We start from the raw sequence: 18,789 nt of genomic DNA, 5'->3' as shown, positions 1-18,789 counted from the left end.
AAACAACATAGGCGGAGGCGGAACCCCGGTCAAGAGCCGGCGGTGATCCGCACGCACGTGAGCAGCCGGTGTCCCGGCTCCGCGAGAACCGGCCATGATCCGCCCCTGCCGGAGCCGCCGGGTAATTCCCTTGCGGGGCCGGGCGTCCGGCCCCAGGATCTGCCCATGTTCATCATCGACGCCTTCCCGCCGCTGACCCTCGCCACCGCCTCGCCGGTGCGGGGGCAGCAGCGGTCCGGCCGACCGTGGGGACCGACAACGCCCCGGTCATGACGGCCGCGCTCGTCGCGGGGCTCCTCGCCGGTTTCGGCATCGCCATCCCCGTCGGAGCGGTCGCGACCTACCTCGTCTCCCTCACCGCCCGTACGTCCCTGCGGACCGGAGCCTGCGCCGCGCTCGGCGTCGCGACGGCCGACGGACTCTACGCCCTGCTCGCCACCCTCGGCGGTACGGCCCTCGCCGCCGCGCTGCAACCGGTGCTGGCACCCCTGCGCTGGGCCTCCGCCCTGGTGCTCCTCGTCCTCGCGGCGCGCGGCACGGTCACGGCCCTGCGCCAGTACCGCACCCGGCGCCTCACCAGCCGCACGGAACGCGATCCGGTGAGCCCGGCCCGCGCCTACGCCGCCCTGCTGGGCATCACCCTGCTCAACCCCACCACGGTCGTCTACTTCGCCGCGCTCGTGCTCGGCAGCCGCGCCACCGAGGCCGTGAGCCCCCTGGAGCAGGCCGTGTTCGTCCTCGCCGCGTTCCTCGCCTCCGCCGGCTGGCAACTGCTCCTCGCGACCGGCGGTGCCCTGCTCGGCCGGGCCCTGACCGGCCACCGGGGACGGCTGGTCACGGGCCTCGCGTCGAGTGCCGTGATCGCGGTGCTGGCGGTGCTGATGCTGTAGCCGTCACGGCCCCGGGCCCGGCGGGCCCCGTACAAGTCCCGTGCGGGTGTGGCGTGATGAGGATGATTCGGGGAAGGGCCGTTGTTGAATGCGGGGGACAGTCTGAAACGCGACAGCAAGGGACAGTTGCCATGCCACTTGAAGGCGAGTACGTGCCCAGCCCGACGCAGTGGGTGCGCGAGCAGGTCGAGTTGTACGAGAGCTCGGGCGGCACGCAGGGGACGACACTGCTGGACACCGGCCTGCCGGTCATCGTGCTCACCACACGCGGCGCGAAGAGCGGGAAGATCCGCAAGACCCCGCTGATGCGGGTGGAGCACGAGGGCCGGTACGCGGTCGTCGCCTCGCAGGGCGGCGCGCCCAAGCACCCGGTCTGGTACCACAACATCAAGTCCGACCCGCGGGTGGAGCTGCAGGACGGACCCGCGCGGCAGGACCTGACCGCGCGTGAGGTCACCGGGGACGAGAAGGCCGAGTGGTGGGAGCGTGCGGTCGCCGCGTATCCGCCGTACGCGGACTATCAGGAGAAGACGGACCGGGAGATTCCCGTCTTCGTGCTGGAGCCCGTGGCCGGCTGACCGTGCGGGGTCGGGTGGGGGTCCGGTGTCGGGTGCGGGTCGGGTGTCGAGTGCGGGTGCGTGGGGCTTCTCGCGCAGTTCCCCGCGCCCCTTAAGGGCCGTGGGCCCTGAAGGGCCCCGGCCCTATCGGGCCGAAAAAGCACGGGGCGCAGCCCCTGCTTTTTCAGGGGCGCGGGGAACTGCGCGACCAGCCCCCACCGGGCCCGCACCCGACAACAAAAAACTTCGCCCCGTCGCGCATGTTCCCCGAAGGGCCGGGCACCCGAGCCTCAGGCCCCGCCGCGTTCCCCCGTCGCGGCGGGGCTTTCCCCTGCCTCGGCCCGCTCCCCCGGCCCCGTCTTCTCCGTCACGTCGAGGAAGATCTGCTCGGCCTCCGGGACGACGCGGGCGATGGTGCCCTTGATCCGGACGGCGACCAGCTCGACCTCCTCGCTGTCCAGGCCGGGCACGAGGTCGACCCGGGCGGCCACCAGAAGCGAGTCCAGGCCCAGCTGCATGGTGAGCAGGGCCTCCACGGTGTCGATCTCGGGCTGTGCCGCCAGCAGCGAGCGGATACGCCGGCCGGCCTCGGGCTCGGCGGCGACACCGATGAGCTGTTCGCGGGCGTCCCGGCCGAGCCGGTAGGCGACGTACACGAGCAGCGCACCGATGGCCAACGAGGCGGACGCCTCCCAGACGACCTGGCCGGTCATCATGTGCAGGACCATCCCGGCGATCGCGAGGGTCACCCCGAGCACCGCCGTGCCGTCCTCGGCGACGACCGTGCGCAGCGCCGGGTCCCGCAGTCCGTCGGCGCCGCCGCCCTGCATCCGCACCTGGTGCAGGGCGCGCAGCAGCGAGGCGCCCTCGGAGAGAAGGGCGACGCCGAGGACGGCGATCCCGGCGACATAGCCGTCGTAGGACTCCTCGCCGCCGCTCGTCAGGGCGTGGATCCCCTGGTAGAAGGAGAAGCAGCCGCCCATCACGAAGATGCCGACGGCGGCCAGCAGGGCCCAGAAGAAGCGTTCCTTGCCGTAGCCGAAGGGGTGCCGGGCGTCGGCGGGGCGGCGGCTGCGGCGCAGCGCGGCGAGGAGGAAGACCTCGTTCACGCTGTCGGCGACCGAGTGGGCGGCCTCCGAGAGGAGAGCGGGCGATCCGGCGAGGAGTCCGCCGACGGTCTTGGCGACGGCGATCACCAGGTTGGCGCCGAGGGCGACGAGGACGGTGATCCGGGTCCTACGGTCCTCCTGTGCCTTGCTCTTCTTCTGAGTCCGTCGGACCTCCGGCCCTTCCCGTACCGCCCCGCCCCGCTCGTCCGTCGTCTCCGTGTCCACTGGTGTCCTCGTCACGTTCGCCGACTGCCCCGACCCGTCGTGCTCACACCGTGGGCATCGCGGAAATCGGGGAACCCTCCTCAGGGCAGACGTATCCGGACGGACCGGGAAGGCGGGCAGGATGAGTGTCGGCGAGGGCAACGAGACGTACGGGCGGAAACCGTTCAAGCGGTCCAAGAGCCACTTCGCGGACCGGATCACCGCCGACGGCCGCGACGGGTGGCCGGTCGAGCCGGGCCGCTACCGGCTGGTGGTCAGCCGGGCCTGCCCCTGGGCGAGCCGGGCGGTGATCTCCCGGCGGCTGCTGGGTCTGGAGGACGCCCTGCCGATGGCGGTGACCGACCCGATCCAGGACGACCGCAGCTGGCGGTTCACCCTGGACCCGGACGGCCGGGACCCGGTGCTCGGCATCCGCTTCCTGAAGGAGGCCTACGACGCGCGGGAGAGCGGCTACCCGGGTGGCGTCAGCGTTCCCGCCGTTGTCGACGTGCCCAGCGGCGAACTGGTCACCAACGACTACCAACGGCTCACCCTCGACCTGGCCACGCAGTGGACGGACCTGCACCGCGCGGGCGCGCCCGACCTCTACCCCGAGGCCCTGCGCGACGAGATCGACACCGTCATGGCCGAGGTCTACGAGGACGTCAACAACGGGGTGTACCGGGCGGGCTTCGCCACCGGGCAGGAGGAGTACGAGGAGGCCTGCGCCGGGGTGTTCCGGCGGCTGGAGGCGTTGTCGGAGCGGCTGGCGCGGCAGCGCTATCTCGTCGGGGAGACGGTGACGGAGGCGGACATCCGGCTCTTCACCACGCTGGTGCGTTTCGACGCCGTCTACCACGGCCACTTCAAGTGCAACCGCTGGAAGCTGGCCGAGGACCCGGTGCTGTGGGCGTACGCCCGTGATCTGTTCCAGACCCCCGGATTCGGGGACACCGTCGACTTCGACCACATCAAACGGCACTACTACCAGGTGCACACGGGCATCAACCCGACCGCCGTCGTGCCCCTCGGGCCCGATCTGGCGGGCTGGCTCGACCCCCACGGCCGGGAGGACCTGGGCGGCAGCCCGTTCGGCGACGGCACACCGCCGGGGCCGGTGCCCGCCGGGGAGGCCGTGGCCCCCCAGGGTCGTCCCGACCGGACGACACCGTGACATGAAGCGTGACAAGAAGGAGGAGGACCCCATGTCCATGAAGAAGCAGAAGCTCCCCCTCGCCTACAAGCCTGTCGGCTTCGCCCTCGGCTGGGTCAGCGGTGCGGTGGCGACGGCCGCGTTCCGTAAGACCTGGAAGCTGATCCGGCACGAGGACGACGCACCCGACGCACTGGACCGGGACCGCGGCTGGGGCGAGGTGCTGCTCGCGGCGGCCGTCCAGGGCGCGATCTTCGCGGTCGTGCGCAGCGCGGTGGACCGCACGGGCGCGAAGGCCATCGAGCGGTCCACCGGAACCTGGCCGACCTCGGAGAAGGGCGGCCGGAACTGACCGTTCGAGGGGCTGTCGGGGTCGGCCCCGACAGCCCCTCGCCGAAGGGCCCTAACCCTGCTTGGGGGCCGTGGAGTGTTCGCGGCGCAGGGTGAAGGAGTGGCCGGCCGGGTCGGAGTAGCCGCGCTCCTCGAACGGTCCGCTCGGCTCCTTGGTGTCGACCGGGCGCCCGCCGAGCGAGACGATCCGGCGCTCGGCCTCGTCCAGGTCCTCGACGTAGAAGTCCAGATGGGCCTGGAGGGAGTTCTCGGGGCGCGGCCAGCTGGGCGGGGTGGCGTTGACGTCCCGGCGGAACGCCAGCCGGGCGCCGCACGCACCCTCGATCTCGACGCGGTTGGCGGTCGCGTCCGTCTCCTGCGCGTCGAGCAACTCCTTGTAGAACACCGCGAGTTTCTCCGGCTCGGCGCAGTCCAGCACCACGAGGCCCGCCTGTACCAGTGCCATGTCTCCTCCGTACGGGATACCGGGCGCGGGGGACGGTTCCGCCGCCGCCCATACGCTCCCCGGGTACCCGCCGGTCACAGGTTCAGCCGCAGCGTGAGCGCCTGGGGGCGGAACTCCTCCCGCTCGTAGAACCGGATGCCGTCCGCGTTGCCCGCCGAGGCGGTCACCTCCGCGTGCGCCGCGCCGTGCCCCCGCGCCCACCCCAGGAAGGCGTCCACCAGCCGGGCCCCCACCCGGGCGCGCCGGTGCTCGGGCCGGACATAGAGCGCCATCAGGGTGGCCGACCCCACGGGGCGCATCGCGGAGGGACGGGACAACGAGCCCGACAGATGCCCCACCACCTCACCACCGTGCAGCGCGGCCAGCAGCAGCCGTCCGGGGTCCTGAAGGGCGGCCGTGAAGGCCTCGGCGCCATGCACACGCGGCCAGTCCACGTTCAGGCTCGGGTCCCGCTCCCCGCCGTCCTCGGCGAACAGCAGGGAGCTGGAGACGACGATCCCCGGCACGTCCTCGGCGCGGGCCCGCCGCACGATCACCTCTTGCTCACTCATGGATCGGAACCTAGCGGCAGGCACTGACAACCCGTCGGAGACGACCCACGACGACCATCCCGGCTGGACTTCCTGGACAGTCGTCCAGCTATAGTAGACACCTGTCCAAGAAATGGACGAGGTGTCGCATGACGACATCGAGACGACATCGAGTGAGTGACGGAGTCTGTTGACCATGGAGATCCTGGCGAACGTGCTGGTCGCGCTGGTGGCCCTGCTGCACGCGTACATCCTGGTGATGGAGATGTTCCTGTGGCAGAAGAAGCCGGGGATGTCCTTCCACGGGCTGGACGCGGAGATGGCGAAGCGGACGGCCTCGCTCGCCGCCAACCAGGGGCTCTACAACGGCTTCCTCGCCGCCGGTCTGGTGTGGGGCCTGGTCGCGGGCGACCCGACCGGCTACCGGGTCCAGATCTTCTTCCTGGCCTGTGTGATCGTCGCGGGCGTGTACGGCGCCGCCACCGCCAACCGCCGCATCCTGGTCGCCCAGGCGCTGCCCGGCGCACTCGCCCTGGCCGCCGTCCTCGTCGCCGGATGACCCCGGAGGACCACCGGGCCGCCGAGGACCCCCGGGCGGCCCGTACCCGGGCCCGGCTGCGCGAAGCCCTGCTGGAGGAGTGCGCCCGGCACCCCCTGCACGAGGTCAGCGTGGCCGCGCTGGTCCGCCGGGCGGGGGTCGGCCGGGCCACGTTCTATGTGCACTACCCGGACCTGGAGGCGCTGGCCGTCGACGCCTGCGCCGATGTCGTACGGGACGCCGTGGAGGCACTGCACGCCTGGCGCGGGCGCCCCGACCCGGTGCGGGCCCCGGCGGCGCTGCCGGAGTTCTTCGCCGGGCTCGCCCCGCACGCGGCCCTGTACCGCGCGCTGCTGGCGCCCGGTGGCGGCGGACCGCTCGGCCGGGTCCTGCACCGGGATCTGCGCGCCTACAGCCTCCGGGAACGCGAACTGGCGGGGGCCGCGGACGCCCCGCTGGTGGCCTCCGCCGTGGCGGCCACCTTCGCGGGGGTCCTCGCCGACTGGCTGCACGGTCTCCTCGACGGCACCCCGCAGGAGATCGCCGACCAGGCGTGGCAACTGCTGGTGGCGCTGCACCGCAGTCGCTGAGCGGCCCGCGGGTCAGGCGCAGCCCATGCCGTCCGCCACCTCCGGCCAGACCTCGACCCCGTCGGGGGTGCGGACGTACGCCTTCGACGGGTCGCCGTCGATCAGCCACAGCGCCCGGTCCCCGTGGCGGTATCCGGTGTCGCGCGCGTGCACGGGCATGGGGACGTCGCCGTCGTAGGCGGAGGTCAGCATCCCCTCCGGCAGGACGCCGTCGGGGTCGCGGCCGTAGAGCCGGCCGTTTCCGTCCGCGTCGGCGCCCGTCGACAGGAAGTGGGCCTTCTGCCAGTCGCAGTGTTCCGCGCCGGCGGAGGTGTGCACCTCGGTGATCGGCACCCGCTGGCCGTTCCGGTCGGTCCAGATCTCGTACCACTTGCCGTCGGTGAAGCTCGCCGGCAGTTCGGCCGGGTCGCAGGAGGCGGTGGTCTCCGGCCCCCAGCCGGGGCTGTTCTTCCGGTCCTTGGCCACGATCACGGCGACCTTGGTCCGGCCGTCGACGTCGTAGGAGAAGAGGGCGCGGTCCTTCTCCTCGCGCTCCAGGCGGTAGCCGTCCCTGGGGACGTCGGGCACCTCGATGTCGAAGTACGCCTCCAGGCCCTCCTCGGGGGTGTCACCGCCGTCGTTCTCGCCCCAGCCGCCCGGTCCGCCGCCGCCGTCGTAGATCTCGCCGTCGCACTCCAGCGCCCGGCCGGCCGCGCCGGACTCGGTCCTGATCGCCTCGACGCCGTCCTCGTCGACCTCCCGGTGCGGCACGTACAGCGGTCCGTCGTACGGTGTCGCCGGTGCCGTCCCGGTCACCACGAGGCCGCCGCTCCCGCTCCCGGTCCCGCAGCCCACCGCCGCGACGGCCGTCAGGATCGCTGTCGCCGCGAGTCCCCTGCGCATCCGCACCCCCGTTGTTCGTTCCCGTACTCCGTGTCCTTCCTTCGACGCGGGAAGGGCGCAGGACGTTCGACAGCCCTGTGGGTGACCTGCACAGCAGGTCACCCACAGAGCCGAGGTCACGTGGGGAGTGACGTGACCCGGAGGGAGATGGCTTGTCAGAACGTCAGGACGGGCTTGATGGCCTTTCCGCCGCTCATGTCGGCGACCGCCTGGCCGATGTCCTCGAACGCGTAGCGGCTGATCAGCCGGTCGAGCGGCAGCTTGCCCTCCTTGACGAGCTGGACGAGGACCGGGATGGCGGTCTGGATCTCGTTGTCGCCGAGGGTGAGGCCGACGACGCGCTTGCCGCCGAGCATGCCGTTGACGTCGAGGGAGACCTCGGTGCCGAACGGCGGGGCACCCACGATGACGAGGGTGCCGCGCGCGGCGAGGGCGTCGACGCCCTTGCGGAGCACGAAGACGCTGCCGGTGGTCTCCACGATGCCGTCGGCGCCCCGGCCGCCGGTGATCTCCATGATCGCCTCGGTGAGGTCGGCGACCTCGCCGCCGTTCACCGTGTGCGTGGCGCCCAGTTCCTTCGCCAGCTCCAGGCGCTCGGCGACCTTGTCGACGGCGATGACCGTGGTCGCGGGGGTGAGGGCCGCCGCCATCACGGCGGACAGGCCCACCGCTCCGGCGCCGAGGACGACGACCGTGGAGCCCGCGCGGGGCTCCAGCACGTTCCAGACGGCGCCGACGCCGGTCTGGACACCGCAGCCGAGCGGGGCGATGGAGTCGAGCGGTACGTCCGGGTCGACCTTGACGAGGCCGCGCTCGTCGACGAGGGCGCGCTCGGCGAAGGAGGACTGGCCGAAGAAGTGGCCGCCGAGGTCCTGGCCGTCGCGGCTGATGGTGCTGGTGCCGTCGGCGCGCCGGCCGCCGAGCAGGTTCAGCGGGAGCCAGGTGGCGCAGTACGCCGGGTGCCCGTCGCGGCAGTTCTGACAGCCGCCGCAGGAGGTGAAGGACAGGACGACATGGTCGCCGGGCACGACGGAGGTGACGCCGGGGCCGACGGCCTCGACGACTCCGGCGCCCTCGTGGCCCAGGACGCCGGGCAGCGGGAAGGGCAGCCCGCCGCTCGCGACCCCGAGGTCGGTGTGGCAGAGCCCGGCGGCGACCATCCGGACCAGGGCCTCGCCCGGCCCCGGCTGGTCGAGGACGACCTCGGAGAGGGTGAAGGGCGCGCCCCCGGATTCGACCACTGCGGCACGTGTGGTGGTGGACATGCTCATAACTCCTTTGATCCCGGGGAGGTGGTCAGTCGAGGGAGACGACGACGGACTTGACCTTGGTGTAGGACTCCAGGGCCTCGGGTCCGTACTCGCGGCCGAAGCCGGAGGCCTTCACACCGCCGAAGGGGACGGCGGGGTCGAGCATCGGCCAGTCGTTGACCCAGACGATGCCGGCCTGGAGGCGGTCGGCGACGCGGTGGGCGCGGGTGAGGTTGGTGGTCTGGATGCCGGAGGCCAGGCCGTACGGCGTGGAGTTGGCCAGTTCGACGGCCTCGTCCTCGGAGTCGAAGGGCTGCACGGTGAGGACCGGCCCGAAGACCTCCTCCTGGACGACCCGGGAGTCGTTGGTGAGGTCGGCGATGACGGTGGGCTTGTAGTAGTAGCCGCCGTTGAGGTCCAAGCGCTCACCGCCGCAGACGATCCGGCCGCCCTCCTTGCGGGCCAGCTCGACGTACTCCTCGACCTTCTTGAGGTGCCGCTCGCCCGCCATCGGGCCGATGACGGTCTCCGGCTGCCGGGGGTCGCCGAGGGGGACGCCGGGCACCGCGTCGGCGAGGATGCCGAGGACGGTCTCGTAGACCGGGCGGGAGACCAGCAGCCGGGGGCCGCCCATGCAGAACTGGCCGGTGTTGAAGACGAAGCCCTTGATGATGGCGCCGATGGCCTTCTCGATGTCGGCGTCCTCGAAGACGACGTGCGCCGCGTTGCCGCCCAGCTCCATGGTGACCTGCTTCAGGCCCTCCCCGGCGACGCTCGCCGCGTGCCGGCCGGTGGCGGTGGAGCCGGTGAAGGCGATCTTGTCGACGCCGGGGTTGCGCAGCAGCGCCTCGCCCGCGACCGGGCCCGTGCCGGTGACCACGTTGTAGACGCCGTCCGGGACACCGGCCTCCTTGAGCAGGCCCGCCATGTAGAGGGCGCTGAGCGGGGTCTCCTCGGCCGGCTTGTGCACGACCGTGTTGCCGGCCGCGAGCGCGGGGGCGATCTTCGAACCGGCCAGGATCAGCGGGAAGTTGAACGGGGTGATCGCGCCGACCACACCGATCGGGCCGCGCTTGGTGTAGGCGAGGCGGTTGTCCGGGACGTCACGGGAGGAGCCGTCCAGGGTCCAGGCGAGGGAGGCGTAGTACTCGTAGTCGTTGGCCGCGTTCGTCACGTCGACGGCGTGCGCCAGCGTGATGGGCTTGCCGACGTCACGGCTCTCGATCGCCGCGATCTCGTCGGCGTTCTCCCTGATGAGCTGGGCGACGCGGTTCAGGATCCGGCCGCGCTCCCGGCCGCTCAGCCCGGACCACGTACCGCTGTCGAACGTCTCGCGCGCGGCGCGCACGGCGGCGTCGACGTCGGAGGCACCCGCCTCCGCGACCGTCGTGACCACCTGGCCCGTGGACGGGTCGATCACATCGGTACGTGCCCCGTCGGCCGCCTCGACCCACTGTCCACCGATGAACAGCCGCCCGGGCCCGCTCTCGAAGGTGGTCGTCATTGCCCACTCCTCAGCCTTGTTCCAGCCGTGATCATGCCTTGATCACCAAGTCTTCAACCAACAGGATTCCTGTTGGTTCGCAGTTTCATTACACACAGGTTTCCTGTCAATGCCTTACGCTGACTCCATGGTCGGCACCAAGGCACCCCCCTCCCTTCTCTACATGGTCAAGCAGGTCGAGCTGGTTGTCCGCTCGCGGCTGGACGAGCTGGTGAAGCCGGCCGGGATCACGGCCCTGCAGTACACGTCCCTCACGGTGCTGGAGCGGCACGACGGACTCTCGGCCGCCCAGCTCGCCCGCGACTCGTTCGTCACGGCCCAGTCCGTCGCGGATCTCGTACGCAGTCTGGAGAACCGCGGGCTCGTGCGCCGGGAGCGCAACCCGCGCAACCGGCGCGAGCTGCTGATCCTGCTCACCGACGAGGGGCGCGAGCTGCTCGCCCGCTACGCCGAACCCATGCGTGACCTGGAGGAACGCCTGATCAGCGGTCTCACCGCGCACCAGGCCGACCAGTTCCGGCAGGCGCTGTCGAAGGCGTGGCACGCGCTGTCGTAGGGGGCGCCGCGGGGGCGCTGCGCAAAACTCCGCACGGATTGGCGGAGAAATCGAAGACATATGTCAATCGAACATGCTGAAATTCACCCTGACGAGGGTAACTTGCAGGGCGGGGAAGGGTTTTGTCCGACGCCTTGCCCTCACAGAGTCCGGTTGGAGGCGATGCCGTCGTGTCGAGCGACCCCACTCCGCCCACGACCGGGTACCTGCGCGTGCGCACGGACCGCGGCCGCACCGTGCTCGAACTGCACGGGGAGATCGACATCGCGGCGGCCGTGGAGATCATTCCGCACCTCGACGCGGAGACCGGCCGTCCCGGTGCCCGGATCGTGATCGACCTGCGGCACGTCGAGTTCTTCGACTGCTCGGGTCTCAGGCTGCTCTACCGGGCCCGGCAGCGGGTGCTCGACCGCGACGGCGACCTGCGGCTGGTCTGCACCCACCCGCTCACCCTGCGCGTCCTGAAGGTCACCGGCCTGGCCCGTCTGCTGCCGCCCGCCCCGTCCCTGGACGCGGCCCTGGAGCAGCCGGACAAGGCGCTGGAGCGTCCCGAGGCCGCCTCCGGCACGTTATGACCCCGGGCCGCCGAGGGAGACCGGCGGCCCGCATCAGCGGCAACAGCTTGACGGCAATCGCCAACTCCGCGTTCCTCCACGGCCTTTGAGGGCATTCGTTGAAGGAGGAAGGAGGGCCGTCGACATGACGACGTCCATCAAGCGCACGCGGGTGCCCGGCTGGGCCAAGCTGCTCGCCGCCGTGGTCATCCTCATCGTGGTGCTGCTGGCCGCCCTGCGGATGCTGGTCTTCGGGGGGCTGGACGACGTGTTCGGCACCGAGGAGCACGACCGCTCGGGACCGACACTGCTGAAGTCCATCCAGGACATGAGCCGTTACGACGCCGCCTCGGGCAACTTCCAGGTGGTCGTCGATCTGGAGAAGGACGCCAAGTACCTGCCGGACGCGCTCCGCGGCACCCGCACCCTGTACGTGGGCGCGGGCACCGTCGACGCCTATGTCGACCTCGGCAAGGTCGGCGAGAACGACGTGAAGGTCGACGAGGACCGTACGTCGGCCACCATCAACCTCCCCCACGCCCAGCTCGGCAAGCCGGCCCTCGACACCGAGCACTCCTACGCCGTCTCCAAGCAGCGCGGGCTGCTCGACCGGCTGGGCGACCTGTTCTCCGACAACCCCAACGGCGAGCAGGCGGTGCAGCGGCTCGCCGTCAAGCACATCGGCGACGCCGCGAAGGACAGCAAGCTCACGGACCGCGCCGAGGCCAACACCACCGACATGCTCGAAGGGCTCCTGCAGTCCCTCGGCTTCGAGGAGGTGAAGGTGACGTACGGGTCCTGAAGGTCGGTCCTGAGGGTCCTGACCTTCCGGGTTCGGGGAGAGCGCGCCGTGCGCGCTCTCCCACGCCCCGCCGCTCCCGGGTGCCGTGGCGGCCACCCCTCGAACGGGAGCGGGTCCCTGTCACTCCCCACCCGGAGTGCCCCGAGGGGGCGGGTCAAAACCTGGCGGCGCCCGGTCGGCCACTTCCCCTCCGGGCGGGAATCGGGGGCCGCTTCGGGGGTAACAGCCTTGGTACAGAAGGAAGTTGAATTCGGGAGGGTCGCATGGCCGGCACCACGTCACGTTCCCGTACCACGACCTCCGGCCGCCGTTCCCCGGCGGCTCCGGGCGAACGACGACCGCTCCCGCTGCCCCTGCGGCTGCTGGCGATGACGGTGGCCTTCCTGGCCATGGTGGCCTTCGGCGCGGTGCTGGCCGGGCTCACCCTCCAGCCGTCCCCGGCGTCGGAGGCGCTCACCCACAGCAACCTGCGGCCCGGCAGCTCCCTGGAGCTGTACTGGCACCATCCCGACCCGCGCGACGCGCTCAAACAGGTCGGCGGCAACATCCTGCTGGGCGTGCCGTTCGGCCTCCTGCTGCCGGTACTGGCACCCGGCGCACGCGGTCTGCTGCGGGTGCCCGCGCTGACCGCGCTGATGATGCTGCTGGTGGAGCTGGTCCAGGGCGCACTCGTCACCGGACGCGCGTTCGACATCGATGACGTCATCCTGAACACGGCGGGGGCGCTGCTGGGCTATCTGCTGCTGGGCCGGCGCCTCGGCCGGGCGGTCCACGCACGGCCCCCGCGCGAGCCGAAGGCCGCACCGGCCGGCCGCAAGGGGCCCAGCCCGAAGGCACCCGGACCCAAGGCATCCGGCCGGAAGGCACCGGCCAAGGCGAAGGCGCCGCGCGGCGCCTGGATCCAGCGCCTGCGGGTGCGCCGCCGTAAGGGAGCTAGTGCAGCTTCCAAGTGAATTTGTCGCCGCCCACCCAGCGGACCTGGTCGGGGTCGTCGAGGTCGTGGACGGCGACCCCGTAGGCCGCCGCGGCCCGCAGCACATCCGTCAACGTCTTCGCCTCGCCGACCACCTGGCCGTCGATCTGCACGATCCGGAACGGCGGTGTACCGGGCTGCACACCGAGCACCAGGACCCGGGGGTGGGAAATGTAGGGGCTCGCGCTTTCGGTCATGTCTAGAGCGTAGAGCGGTTCCGGCGTCGGTGACCGGGTGGGGTGGGGCCGGACGCGTCCGGGCGCCCGTGATCGTAACGCCGCCGTGCGGGTACCCGGGGGCTGGGCGACGCTGGAAGCGGTAGCCCGGAAACCGCGGACCGGAGCCCGGAGGTGTCATGGATCCCGTCGAGGCCCTGGACCGGATCGCGTTCCTGCTGGAGCGGGACGGGGCCCCCACCTATCGCGTACGGGCGTTCCGTACGGCCTCGGCCGTGCTCGGGGCGCTGTCGGCGGGCGAGGTGGCGGAGCGGGCGGCCACGGGCTCCCTGGAGTCCCTGAAGGGCGTCGGGCCGAAGACGGCGCAGGTGGCGCGTGAGGCGCTGGCCGGGGAGGTGCCCGGCTATCTGCGGAAGCTGGAGCGGGAGGCCGAGGCGGCCCCGCTCACGGACGGGGGCGCGGGCGCGGCGCTGAGGGAACTGATCCGGGGCGACTGCCATGTGCACTCGGACTGGTCGGACGGCGGCAGCCCGATCGAGGAGATGGGCCGGACCGCCGCACGGCTCGGCCACGAGTGGACGGTGCTCACCGACCACTCGCCCCGGCTGACCGTCGCCCGGGGCCTGTCCCCGGAGCGGCTGCGGGAGCAGCTCGACGTGGTGGCCGCGCTCAACGAGACGTGGGCGCCGTTCCGGCTGCTCACCGGCATCGAGTGCGACATCCTCGACGACGGTTCGCTCGACCAGGAGCCCGAGCTGCTGGAGCGGCTGGATGTGGTGGTGGTGTCCGTGCACTCCAAGCTGCGGATGGACGCGCGCGCGATGACCCGGCGGATGGTGGCCGCGGTACGCGACCCGCACTCCGATGTGCTCGGGCACTGCACGGGGCGGCTGGTGACCGGGCGGGGGCGGCCCGAGTCGGAGTTCGACGCGGAGGCGGTGTTCTCGGCCTGTGCGGAGACGGGGACGGCGGTGGAGATCAACTCCCGGCCGGAGCGGCTGGATCCGCCCCGGCGGCTGGTGCGGGACGCGGTGGAGGCGGGGGTGCTGTTCTCGATCGACACGGACGCGCATGCGCCGGGGCAGTTGACGTGGCAGGTGCACGGGTGTGCGCGGGCGGAGGAGTGCGGGGTGCCGGCGGAGAGGGTGGTGACGACGTGGGGGGTGGAGGAGGTGTTGGGGTGGGCGCGTGATCGGGAGGTGCCGGAGGGGGTGTTGAGTGCCTAGGAGCTCGGGGGGTTGTGGTGTTTTGGCGGGTGCGGGTGTGTTGTGGCTGGTCGCGCAGTTCCCCGCGCCCCTGTGGGGCGCGGATGTGATCGTTTCCAGGAAAGGTGAGCCATGGGAAAGGCTGCTGTGTTCGATGTCGACGGGACCCTTGTCGACACCAACCATCTGCATGTCGTCGCCTGGTGGGAGGCGTTTCGGCAGGGTGGGCACGAGGTGGCCATGCATGACGTGCATCGGGCGGTGGGGCTGCCGTCGGGGAGTCTCGTCACGCATCTGCTGGGTGAGGAGCGAGGTACCGAGGAGCAGGACGCGTTGAGCGCGGCGCACAAGGCGTTGTACGGGGCGTACTTCGAGCGGCTGCCCGCGTTCCCGGACGCGGGGCGGCTGTTGCGGCGGCTCGACGGGCAGGGGTGGAACGTGGTGCTGGCGACCTCGGCGGGCGGGGCCGAACTGGCCGCGTTGCGGCGGGCGATCGGGGCCGACGACGCGATCACGGCGACGGCGAGCGCCGACGACGTGGCCGAGGGAAAACCGGCGCCGGACCCGGTCGAGCAGGCACTGGAGCTCGCGGGGGCGGAGGCCGGGAGTTCCGTGTTCGTCGGGGACACCGTCTGGGACATGCGGGCGGGCGCCCGCGCCGGGGTGCGCTGTGTGGCGGTGCTCTGCGGCGGCATTCCGCGGGCGGAGCTGGAGGCGGCCGGCGCCGAGGCGGTGTTCCGGAATCCGGCCCATCTGCTGGCCGCGCTGGAGGAGAGTCCGCTCGGCCGGGAGGAATGACCTGATGACGGCCGCTGTGGGCGGCCTCTGGGGACGTGACGCAGATCACCGGCATTGTCCGGATACGGAAGGAACACCCCCTGGTACTTTCCCGTTGAACCAACCGTGGGTGTGGATGGGACAGTGTCCCCGGGCCTCACCTTTTGCCCACAGGGACGATCGTTCGGCTGAAGCCCTGTGGAGCCTTTCGCCGAGAGGCGACCGCCATCCGCACCCACACACAGACCGCCCCGACCGTGATTCCCCCGTCCCGGTCGGGGCTTCTCCTTTGCCCGAGGCGTTCAGGCGCCGATGCCCGAGGCGTTCAGGTGCCCAGCTCCCGCGGTCCGTACAGCGCCGCCGGCGCGCCCGTCGTCAGGGCCCAGTAGCGATCGCCGTACGACCAGTGCCACCACTCGGTGGGGTAGTTGACCAGGCCGGCCGCGGTGAGCGCGGCGCCGAGCGTCTCCCGGTGGGCGCGGGCCTCGGCGGAGATACCGTCCGCCCCCGTGTAGCAGGCGCCGTCGCTCTCCTCGGGGCTGGCGTTGATCCGCGTACCGAAGTCGAGTTCGCGGCCTTCCGCGTCCGCCAGGGTCAGGTCCACGGCGGCGCCCGCGGAGTGCGGGGCTATCTCGGGCGGGGAGACATAGCGGCTGGCCGCCGCCCGGATGCGGTCGGCGGACCAGTCGGGGTGCAGGGCGCGCTGCTCGGCCGCGTACCGCTCGAAGTACCGGCGCTGCAGTGACGGCGGCCGGTAGCCCTCGACGAACAGCAGCCGCAGCCCGTCCGGCAGCAGTGACTGCGCCTTGACCAGCCGCTCCAGCACGCCCGCGCGCAGATGGGCGTAGGCGCCCGTGGTGTCGGCCTTGCGCGCGTCGACCAGCAGGGAGCCGGCCCGGCGTACGTCGACGAGCGGCTCGTCGGAGTCGTGGACGGGCACCGCCGCCACCTTCGGATCGGACATCAGGATGATCTCGGTCATGCGCTGATCATCTCGTGGAGGCGGCCGGACCCTGTGGGAATCGGCCAGGCCCGAGCCGCGCGGCGTCGGGTCCGGCGGTGGCCGCGTGCATTCCCGGGGGCCGGGTACCCGTGGGCCGCCCGAACGAGTCGTGGGGCGTGGGCGGCCCTGGACGAGCCGAAGCGCGAGAGGGGTCAGCGGTGAACGGAGAATCCGGCGGAAAGATCGTGGTCACCGGCGCCACCGGCAATGTGGGGACCAGTCTGGTACGGCTGCTCGCCGAGGACGCGGAGGTCGGCCTAATCCGGGGGCTGGCCCGTCGCGTCCCGGAGTGGGCGCCCAACAGGACGGAATGGTCGGCCGTGGACGTGGGGTCGGAGAAATCCGATCTGGTCGCGGAGTTCGAGGGCGCGGACGCGGTCGTCCATCTCGCGTGGGCGTTCCAGCCGACGCACGACCCGGCCACGACCTGGCGGACCAATGTGCTGGGCAGCATCCGGGTCTTCGAGGCGGTGGCGGCGGCCAAGGTGCCGACACTGGTGCACGCCTCGTCGGTCGGCGCCTACTCGCCGGGGCCGAAGGGCCGCGCGGTCGACGAGTCCTGGCCCACGCACGGCTGGCCGGACGCCGCGTACTGCCGGGAGAAGGCCTATCTGGAACGTGCCCTGGACTCCTTCGAGTACGAGCACCCCGGGGTGCGGGTGGTGCGGATGCGGCCCGCGTTCCTGTTCAAGCGGGAGTCGGCGAGCGAACAGCGCCGGATCTTCGGCGGGCGTTTCCTGCCGGGCCAGCTGGCCCGGCCCGAACTGCTGCCGTTCCTGCCCGACATCCCCGGCCTGAAGGTGCAGACCCTGCACACCGACGACGCCGACCGCGCCTACCGGCTGGCGCTGCGCTCCGATGTCCGCGGCGCCTTCAACCTCGCGGCGGAGTCCCCCGTGGACGCCGCGCTGCTCGGCGAGGTGCTCGGTTCCCGGCCGGTGCGGCTGCCCCGGGCCGCGGCCCGCTCGGCGGTCGCCGCGGCCTGGAACCTCAGGCTGCTGCCCGCCTCACCGCACCTCTTCGACGCCGTGCTGCGGCTGCCGCTGATGGACTGCTCCAAGGCCCGCGACGAACTGCACTGGCGGCCCGAGCGGACGGCGGTGGAGGTGCTGGAGGAGTTCCTGGAGGGGCTGCGGCAGGGCGCCGGGGAGGAGACGGAGCCGCTGCGGGGGCCGAAGGTGGGCTGAGGCGCCGACGCCGGGTGCGCCGGGCGCCTCCCGCCGGACATGACGGCGCCTCCCCGGGTCCCACCGGGGAGGCGCCGAGTCTTGGATTCGCCCAGTGGCGAAGGGTTCGGCGGGGCCGGGGTCAGCCGGACGGCTCGTCGGGGACGGGCTGCTCCGGGTTCACGGCGGCCGACTGCGGGGCGCCCTGCCTGCCGGTGCCGGCCTCGTCCGTGTCGGGCACGTCGGTGGCCTCGCCGGCCCTGTCCTCGTCGGTCTCGTCGTCCTGGTCCCGCTCGCCGTGGGTGGCGCGCGTCGGGGCCACCTCCCAGGGGTCCTCGCCCTCGTTGGCCTGCTGGTCGGGCAGATCCCTCGGTACGGGGTCCGGGTGCTCGCCGGGACCCTCCAGCCGGTGATCGGTCACGGCGTGCTCCTTCCTGTCGTGCACCGGGCGCGGGTACCTCGGGCCGATCGACTCAAACCAGGAGTTCCGTGAACCGGGTGGCCCGTGTGTCAGGAGAGGTCCCGCAGCTCCTCCAGGGCCGCCGTCAGCTGGGGCGCCACCTCCTTGCGCCGCCACTCGACGTGCCCGTCGTCCATCGCGCGGGGCACCACCTCGATCAGCATGATCAGGTAGAGGTAACTGCGGTAGAGGGCATAGCGGCGGCGGACCGAAGGCGTGAACTCGATCTCCCCGCCCGCCTCCTGATAGCCCCTCAGGAAGTCGGCGTCCCGCCGGATGTCGCCGAGCAACGCCAGGGAGACGAGGTCCGCGACCGGGTCGCCCCAGAACATGCGCTCGCCGTCGATGAGACCACCGACGCGCGGCGACTCCCCGCGCTCGACGAGGATGTTGCCCTGCCACAGATCGAAGTGGACCAGTCGCGGCACGGTCACCTCGTCGAGGGCGTCGTACGCGAGCCGGGCCGTGCGGGCCACCTCCTCCACGGGCAGGGGCAGCCAGGCCCGGAAGCGGCGGGCGTCGTCGAGGACGCCGTCGTAGAGCGCGGCGAAGGCCGTACGCCAGTCGGGGGTGAGCGGGCCGAAGACACCGGACGGGTAGCCGAAGCCGGGGCCGGTCACCCGGTGGAGCCGGGCCACCAGACCGCCCAACTCCCGCCGCAGGGAAGCCTCTTGTCCGGCCTCCAGCCCTTCCCATCCGCCTCCCGGGCAGTGGGTGAGCAGGATGTGCCGGCCGGCCGGCGCGCTCTCGTCGAGGGCGACTCCCGCCACCTGGGGCGCGGGGACGCCGACGCTCCCGGCGCCATGACAGAACGCGGCCTCGCCGCCGAGGAGTTCGCTCTCATGGGTCATGCCCGGGGTGGTGGGCGGCGGGGGGATCTTGAGGATCAGCCGGGTGCCGTCGGTGAGGCGCAGCTCCTCGACGGTGTTGTACGTGCCGCCGGCGAGCGGCAGCCGCTCGGCGAGGCTCTCGGGCGGCAACCCCGCCGCCGCCAGGACGAGCCGTGCCCGCTCCTCGTCGTCCACTCCGGTCCCCCTCGTCCCGCCCTCGTCCCGCCGTACGCGGCCGTGCGGGCCCACTCTGCCAGGTGGGCCCGCACGGCCGCAGGCCTGAT

The 18,789-nt window shown here is 72.1% G+C and carries 23 protein-coding genes; 13 read left to right on the top strand and 10 right to left on the bottom strand.

Translation table 11 applies throughout. From position 1 onward, the window contains the following. The first annotated feature begins 269 nt into the window (after nucleotides 1-269). Nucleotides 270-890: a LysE family transporter gene (locus tag ACZ7MG_RS25410; protein WP_471381701.1), complete on the top strand. Its 621-nt coding sequence runs from the start codon at nucleotides 270-272 to the stop codon at nucleotides 888-890. Nucleotides 891-1,021: 131 nt separating this feature from the next. After that, entirely contained in the window at nucleotides 1,022-1,468 is a 447-nt protein-coding gene (locus tag ACZ7MG_RS25405; protein WP_471380772.1) for a nitroreductase family deazaflavin-dependent oxidoreductase, read from the top strand. A gap of 269 nt (nucleotides 1,469-1,737) precedes the next feature. On the opposite strand, the gene ACZ7MG_RS25400 is transcribed toward ACZ7MG_RS25405, so the two are convergent. Continuing rightward, on the bottom strand, nucleotides 1,738-2,796 hold the full coding sequence (locus ACZ7MG_RS25400) for a cation diffusion facilitator family transporter (protein WP_471380770.1): 1,059 nt from the start codon (nucleotides 2,794-2,796) through the stop codon (nucleotides 1,738-1,740). A 106-nt stretch (nucleotides 2,797-2,902) separates the two neighbouring features. Between ACZ7MG_RS25400 and ACZ7MG_RS25395 the strand changes: the two genes are divergently transcribed. Both ACZ7MG_RS25395 and ACZ7MG_RS25390 read left to right on the top strand, forming a co-directional pair. After that, nucleotides 2,903-3,934 (top strand): glutathione S-transferase family protein, encoded by a 1,032-nt coding sequence (locus ACZ7MG_RS25395; RefSeq protein WP_471380769.1) that lies wholly within the window; start codon nucleotides 2,903-2,905, stop codon nucleotides 3,932-3,934. A gap of 1 nt (nucleotide 3,935) precedes the next feature. After that, on the top strand, nucleotides 3,936-4,265 hold the full coding sequence (locus ACZ7MG_RS25390; RefSeq protein WP_471380768.1) for a DUF4235 domain-containing protein: 330 nt from the start codon (nucleotides 3,936-3,938) through the stop codon (nucleotides 4,263-4,265). Between the two features lie 51 nt (nucleotides 4,266-4,316). On the opposite strand, the gene ACZ7MG_RS25385 is transcribed toward ACZ7MG_RS25390, so the two are convergent. Continuing rightward, nucleotides 4,317-4,709: a VOC family protein gene (locus ACZ7MG_RS25385; RefSeq protein WP_471380767.1), complete on the bottom strand. Its 393-nt coding sequence runs from the start codon at nucleotides 4,707-4,709 to the stop codon at nucleotides 4,317-4,319. Between the two features lie 74 nt (nucleotides 4,710-4,783). Beyond that, on the bottom strand, nucleotides 4,784-5,260 hold the full coding sequence (locus ACZ7MG_RS25380; RefSeq protein ID WP_471380766.1) for a GNAT family N-acetyltransferase: 477 nt from the start codon (nucleotides 5,258-5,260) through the stop codon (nucleotides 4,784-4,786). 175 nt (nucleotides 5,261-5,435) lie between these two features. Between ACZ7MG_RS25380 and ACZ7MG_RS25375 the strand changes: the two genes are divergently transcribed. Together ACZ7MG_RS25375 and ACZ7MG_RS25370 are read left to right on the top strand one after the other, a co-directional pair. Further along, on the top strand, nucleotides 5,436-5,798 hold the full coding sequence (locus ACZ7MG_RS25375; RefSeq protein ID WP_471380764.1) for a DUF1304 domain-containing protein: 363 nt from the start codon (nucleotides 5,436-5,438) through the stop codon (nucleotides 5,796-5,798). Beyond that, nucleotides 5,795-6,367 (top strand): TetR/AcrR family transcriptional regulator, encoded by a 573-nt coding sequence (locus ACZ7MG_RS25370; RefSeq protein WP_471380763.1) that lies wholly within the window; start codon nucleotides 5,795-5,797, stop codon nucleotides 6,365-6,367. Before ACZ7MG_RS25375 ends, ACZ7MG_RS25370 begins: the two co-directional genes overlap by 4 nt. A 12-nt stretch (nucleotides 6,368-6,379) precedes the next feature. Here the strand turns inward: ACZ7MG_RS25370 and ACZ7MG_RS25365 are convergent, their stop codons facing one another. From ACZ7MG_RS25365 to ACZ7MG_RS25355, 3 genes are all read right to left on the bottom strand, one after another. Beyond that, nucleotides 6,380-7,249, bottom strand: a complete 870-nt coding sequence (locus tag ACZ7MG_RS25365; protein WP_471380762.1) for a hypothetical protein — start codon at nucleotides 7,247-7,249, stop codon at nucleotides 6,380-6,382. 155 nt (nucleotides 7,250-7,404) lie between these two features. After that, complete coding sequence (locus tag ACZ7MG_RS25360; protein WP_471380761.1) at nucleotides 7,405-8,514, bottom strand: NAD(P)-dependent alcohol dehydrogenase; 1,110 nt, start codon at nucleotides 8,512-8,514, stop codon at nucleotides 7,405-7,407. Nucleotides 8,515-8,545: 31 nt separating this feature from the next. Further along, nucleotides 8,546-10,003: an aldehyde dehydrogenase family protein gene (locus tag ACZ7MG_RS25355; RefSeq protein ID WP_471380760.1), complete on the bottom strand. Its 1,458-nt coding sequence runs from the start codon at nucleotides 10,001-10,003 to the stop codon at nucleotides 8,546-8,548. Between the two features lie 127 nt (nucleotides 10,004-10,130). On the opposite strand from ACZ7MG_RS25355, the gene ACZ7MG_RS25350 reads away from it, so the two are divergent. The 4 genes from ACZ7MG_RS25350 to ACZ7MG_RS25335 all read left to right on the top strand — a co-directional run bounded on the left by ACZ7MG_RS25350 (nucleotide 10,131) and on the right by ACZ7MG_RS25335 (nucleotide 12,868). Further along, a complete protein-coding gene (locus ACZ7MG_RS25350) occupies nucleotides 10,131-10,559 on the top strand; it encodes a MarR family winged helix-turn-helix transcriptional regulator (RefSeq protein ID WP_471380759.1) in 429 nt (142 codons plus the stop codon). A gap of 170 nt (nucleotides 10,560-10,729) precedes the next feature. Continuing rightward, nucleotides 10,730-11,134 carry an anti-sigma factor antagonist gene (locus ACZ7MG_RS25345; RefSeq protein ID WP_471380757.1) on the top strand — a complete coding sequence of 135 codons (405 nt, stop codon included), beginning with the start codon at nucleotides 10,730-10,732 and terminating at the stop codon, nucleotides 11,132-11,134. A 124-nt stretch (nucleotides 11,135-11,258) separates the two neighbouring features. Then, nucleotides 11,259-11,915, top strand: a complete 657-nt coding sequence (locus tag ACZ7MG_RS25340; RefSeq protein ID WP_471380755.1) for a DUF4230 domain-containing protein — start codon at nucleotides 11,259-11,261, stop codon at nucleotides 11,913-11,915. Nucleotides 11,916-12,178: 263 nt separating this feature from the next. Next, nucleotides 12,179-12,868 (top strand): VanZ family protein, encoded by a 690-nt coding sequence (locus ACZ7MG_RS25335; protein ID WP_471380753.1) that lies wholly within the window; start codon nucleotides 12,179-12,181, stop codon nucleotides 12,866-12,868. Here the strand turns inward: ACZ7MG_RS25335 and ACZ7MG_RS25330 are convergent. After that, nucleotides 12,849-13,085 carry a hypothetical protein gene (locus ACZ7MG_RS25330; protein ID WP_471380752.1) on the bottom strand — a complete coding sequence of 79 codons (237 nt, stop codon included), beginning with the start codon at nucleotides 13,083-13,085 and terminating at the stop codon, nucleotides 12,849-12,851. The genes ACZ7MG_RS25335 and ACZ7MG_RS25330 overlap by 20 nt on opposite strands. 158 nt (nucleotides 13,086-13,243) lie before the next feature. On the opposite strand from ACZ7MG_RS25330, the gene ACZ7MG_RS25325 reads away from it, so the two are divergent. Both ACZ7MG_RS25325 and ACZ7MG_RS25320 read left to right on the top strand, forming a co-directional pair. Further along, nucleotides 13,244-14,290, top strand: coding sequence for a PHP domain-containing protein (locus tag ACZ7MG_RS25325; protein ID WP_471380751.1), 1,047 nt, complete (start codon nucleotides 13,244-13,246; stop codon nucleotides 14,288-14,290). 111 nt (nucleotides 14,291-14,401) lie between these two features. Next, nucleotides 14,402-15,067, top strand: a complete 666-nt coding sequence (locus tag ACZ7MG_RS25320; protein WP_471380749.1) for an HAD family hydrolase — start codon at nucleotides 14,402-14,404, stop codon at nucleotides 15,065-15,067. Nucleotides 15,068-15,371: 304 nt separating this feature from the next. Here the strand turns inward: ACZ7MG_RS25320 and ACZ7MG_RS25315 are convergent, their stop codons facing one another. Further along, on the bottom strand, nucleotides 15,372-16,028 hold the full coding sequence (locus tag ACZ7MG_RS25315) for a M15 family metallopeptidase (RefSeq protein ID WP_471380747.1): 657 nt from the start codon (nucleotides 16,026-16,028) through the stop codon (nucleotides 15,372-15,374). Nucleotides 16,029-16,207: 179 nt separating this feature from the next. Between ACZ7MG_RS25315 and ACZ7MG_RS25310 the strand changes: the two genes are divergently transcribed. Continuing rightward, nucleotides 16,208-17,236, top strand: coding sequence for an SDR family oxidoreductase (locus ACZ7MG_RS25310; RefSeq protein ID WP_471380746.1), 1,029 nt, complete (start codon nucleotides 16,208-16,210; stop codon nucleotides 17,234-17,236). Nucleotides 17,237-17,357: 121 nt separating this feature from the next. Here the strand turns inward: ACZ7MG_RS25310 and ACZ7MG_RS25305 are convergent, their stop codons facing one another. Together ACZ7MG_RS25305 and ACZ7MG_RS25300 are read right to left on the bottom strand one after the other, a co-directional pair. Further along, nucleotides 17,358-17,636: a hypothetical protein gene (locus ACZ7MG_RS25305; protein ID WP_471380745.1), complete on the bottom strand. Its 279-nt coding sequence runs from the start codon at nucleotides 17,634-17,636 to the stop codon at nucleotides 17,358-17,360. A gap of 89 nt (nucleotides 17,637-17,725) precedes the next feature. Then, nucleotides 17,726-18,700: a phosphotransferase family protein gene (locus ACZ7MG_RS25300; RefSeq protein WP_471380743.1), complete on the bottom strand. Its 975-nt coding sequence runs from the start codon at nucleotides 18,698-18,700 to the stop codon at nucleotides 17,726-17,728. Nucleotides 18,701-18,789 lie beyond the last annotated feature (89 nt).

Source organism: Streptomyces sp. NPDC107538 (assembly GCF_055657445.1).
Note: the sequence above shows the minus strand (reverse complement) of the source record. Positions and strands in the feature narration are given on the sequence as shown.

What these genes read in the sequence shown, in the direction of transcription:
- ACZ7MG_RS25410 (WP_471381701.1), top strand. Translation starts at nt 270, where the DNA reads ATGACGGCCGCGCTCGTCGCGGGGCTCCTCGCCGGTTTCGGCATCGCC.
- ACZ7MG_RS25405 (WP_471380772.1), top strand. Translation starts at nt 1,022, where the DNA reads ATGCCACTTGAAGGCGAGTACGTGCCCAGCCCGACGCAGTGGGTGCGC.
- ACZ7MG_RS25395 (WP_471380769.1), top strand. Translation starts at nt 2,903, where the DNA reads ATGAGTGTCGGCGAGGGCAACGAGACGTACGGGCGGAAACCGTTCAAG.
- ACZ7MG_RS25390 (WP_471380768.1), top strand. Translation starts at nt 3,936, where the DNA reads ATGAAGCGTGACAAGAAGGAGGAGGACCCCATGTCCATGAAGAAGCAG.
- ACZ7MG_RS25385 (WP_471380767.1), bottom strand. Translation starts at nt 4,709, where the DNA reads ATGGCACTGGTACAGGCGGGCCTCGTGGTGCTGGACTGCGCCGAGCCG.
- ACZ7MG_RS25380 (WP_471380766.1), bottom strand. Translation starts at nt 5,260, where the DNA reads ATGAGTGAGCAAGAGGTGATCGTGCGGCGGGCCCGCGCCGAGGACGTG.
- ACZ7MG_RS25375 (WP_471380764.1), top strand. Translation starts at nt 5,436, where the DNA reads ATGGAGATCCTGGCGAACGTGCTGGTCGCGCTGGTGGCCCTGCTGCAC.
- ACZ7MG_RS25370 (WP_471380763.1), top strand. Translation starts at nt 5,795, where the DNA reads ATGACCCCGGAGGACCACCGGGCCGCCGAGGACCCCCGGGCGGCCCGT.
- ACZ7MG_RS25365 (WP_471380762.1), bottom strand. Translation starts at nt 7,249, where the DNA reads ATGCGCAGGGGACTCGCGGCGACAGCGATCCTGACGGCCGTCGCGGCG.
- ACZ7MG_RS25360 (WP_471380761.1), bottom strand. Translation starts at nt 8,514, where the DNA reads ATGTCCACCACCACACGTGCCGCAGTGGTCGAATCCGGGGGCGCGCCC.
- ACZ7MG_RS25355 (WP_471380760.1), bottom strand. Translation starts at nt 10,003, where the DNA reads ATGACGACCACCTTCGAGAGCGGGCCCGGGCGGCTGTTCATCGGTGGA.
- ACZ7MG_RS25350 (WP_471380759.1), top strand. Translation starts at nt 10,131, where the DNA reads ATGGTCGGCACCAAGGCACCCCCCTCCCTTCTCTACATGGTCAAGCAG.
- ACZ7MG_RS25340 (WP_471380755.1), top strand. Translation starts at nt 11,259, where the DNA reads ATGACGACGTCCATCAAGCGCACGCGGGTGCCCGGCTGGGCCAAGCTG.
- ACZ7MG_RS25335 (WP_471380753.1), top strand. Translation starts at nt 12,179, where the DNA reads ATGGCCGGCACCACGTCACGTTCCCGTACCACGACCTCCGGCCGCCGT.
- ACZ7MG_RS25330 (WP_471380752.1), bottom strand. Translation starts at nt 13,085, where the DNA reads ATGACCGAAAGCGCGAGCCCCTACATTTCCCACCCCCGGGTCCTGGTG.
- ACZ7MG_RS25325 (WP_471380751.1), top strand. Translation starts at nt 13,244, where the DNA reads ATGGATCCCGTCGAGGCCCTGGACCGGATCGCGTTCCTGCTGGAGCGG.
- ACZ7MG_RS25320 (WP_471380749.1), top strand. Translation starts at nt 14,402, where the DNA reads ATGGGAAAGGCTGCTGTGTTCGATGTCGACGGGACCCTTGTCGACACC.
- ACZ7MG_RS25315 (WP_471380747.1), bottom strand. Translation starts at nt 16,028, where the DNA reads ATGACCGAGATCATCCTGATGTCCGATCCGAAGGTGGCGGCGGTGCCC.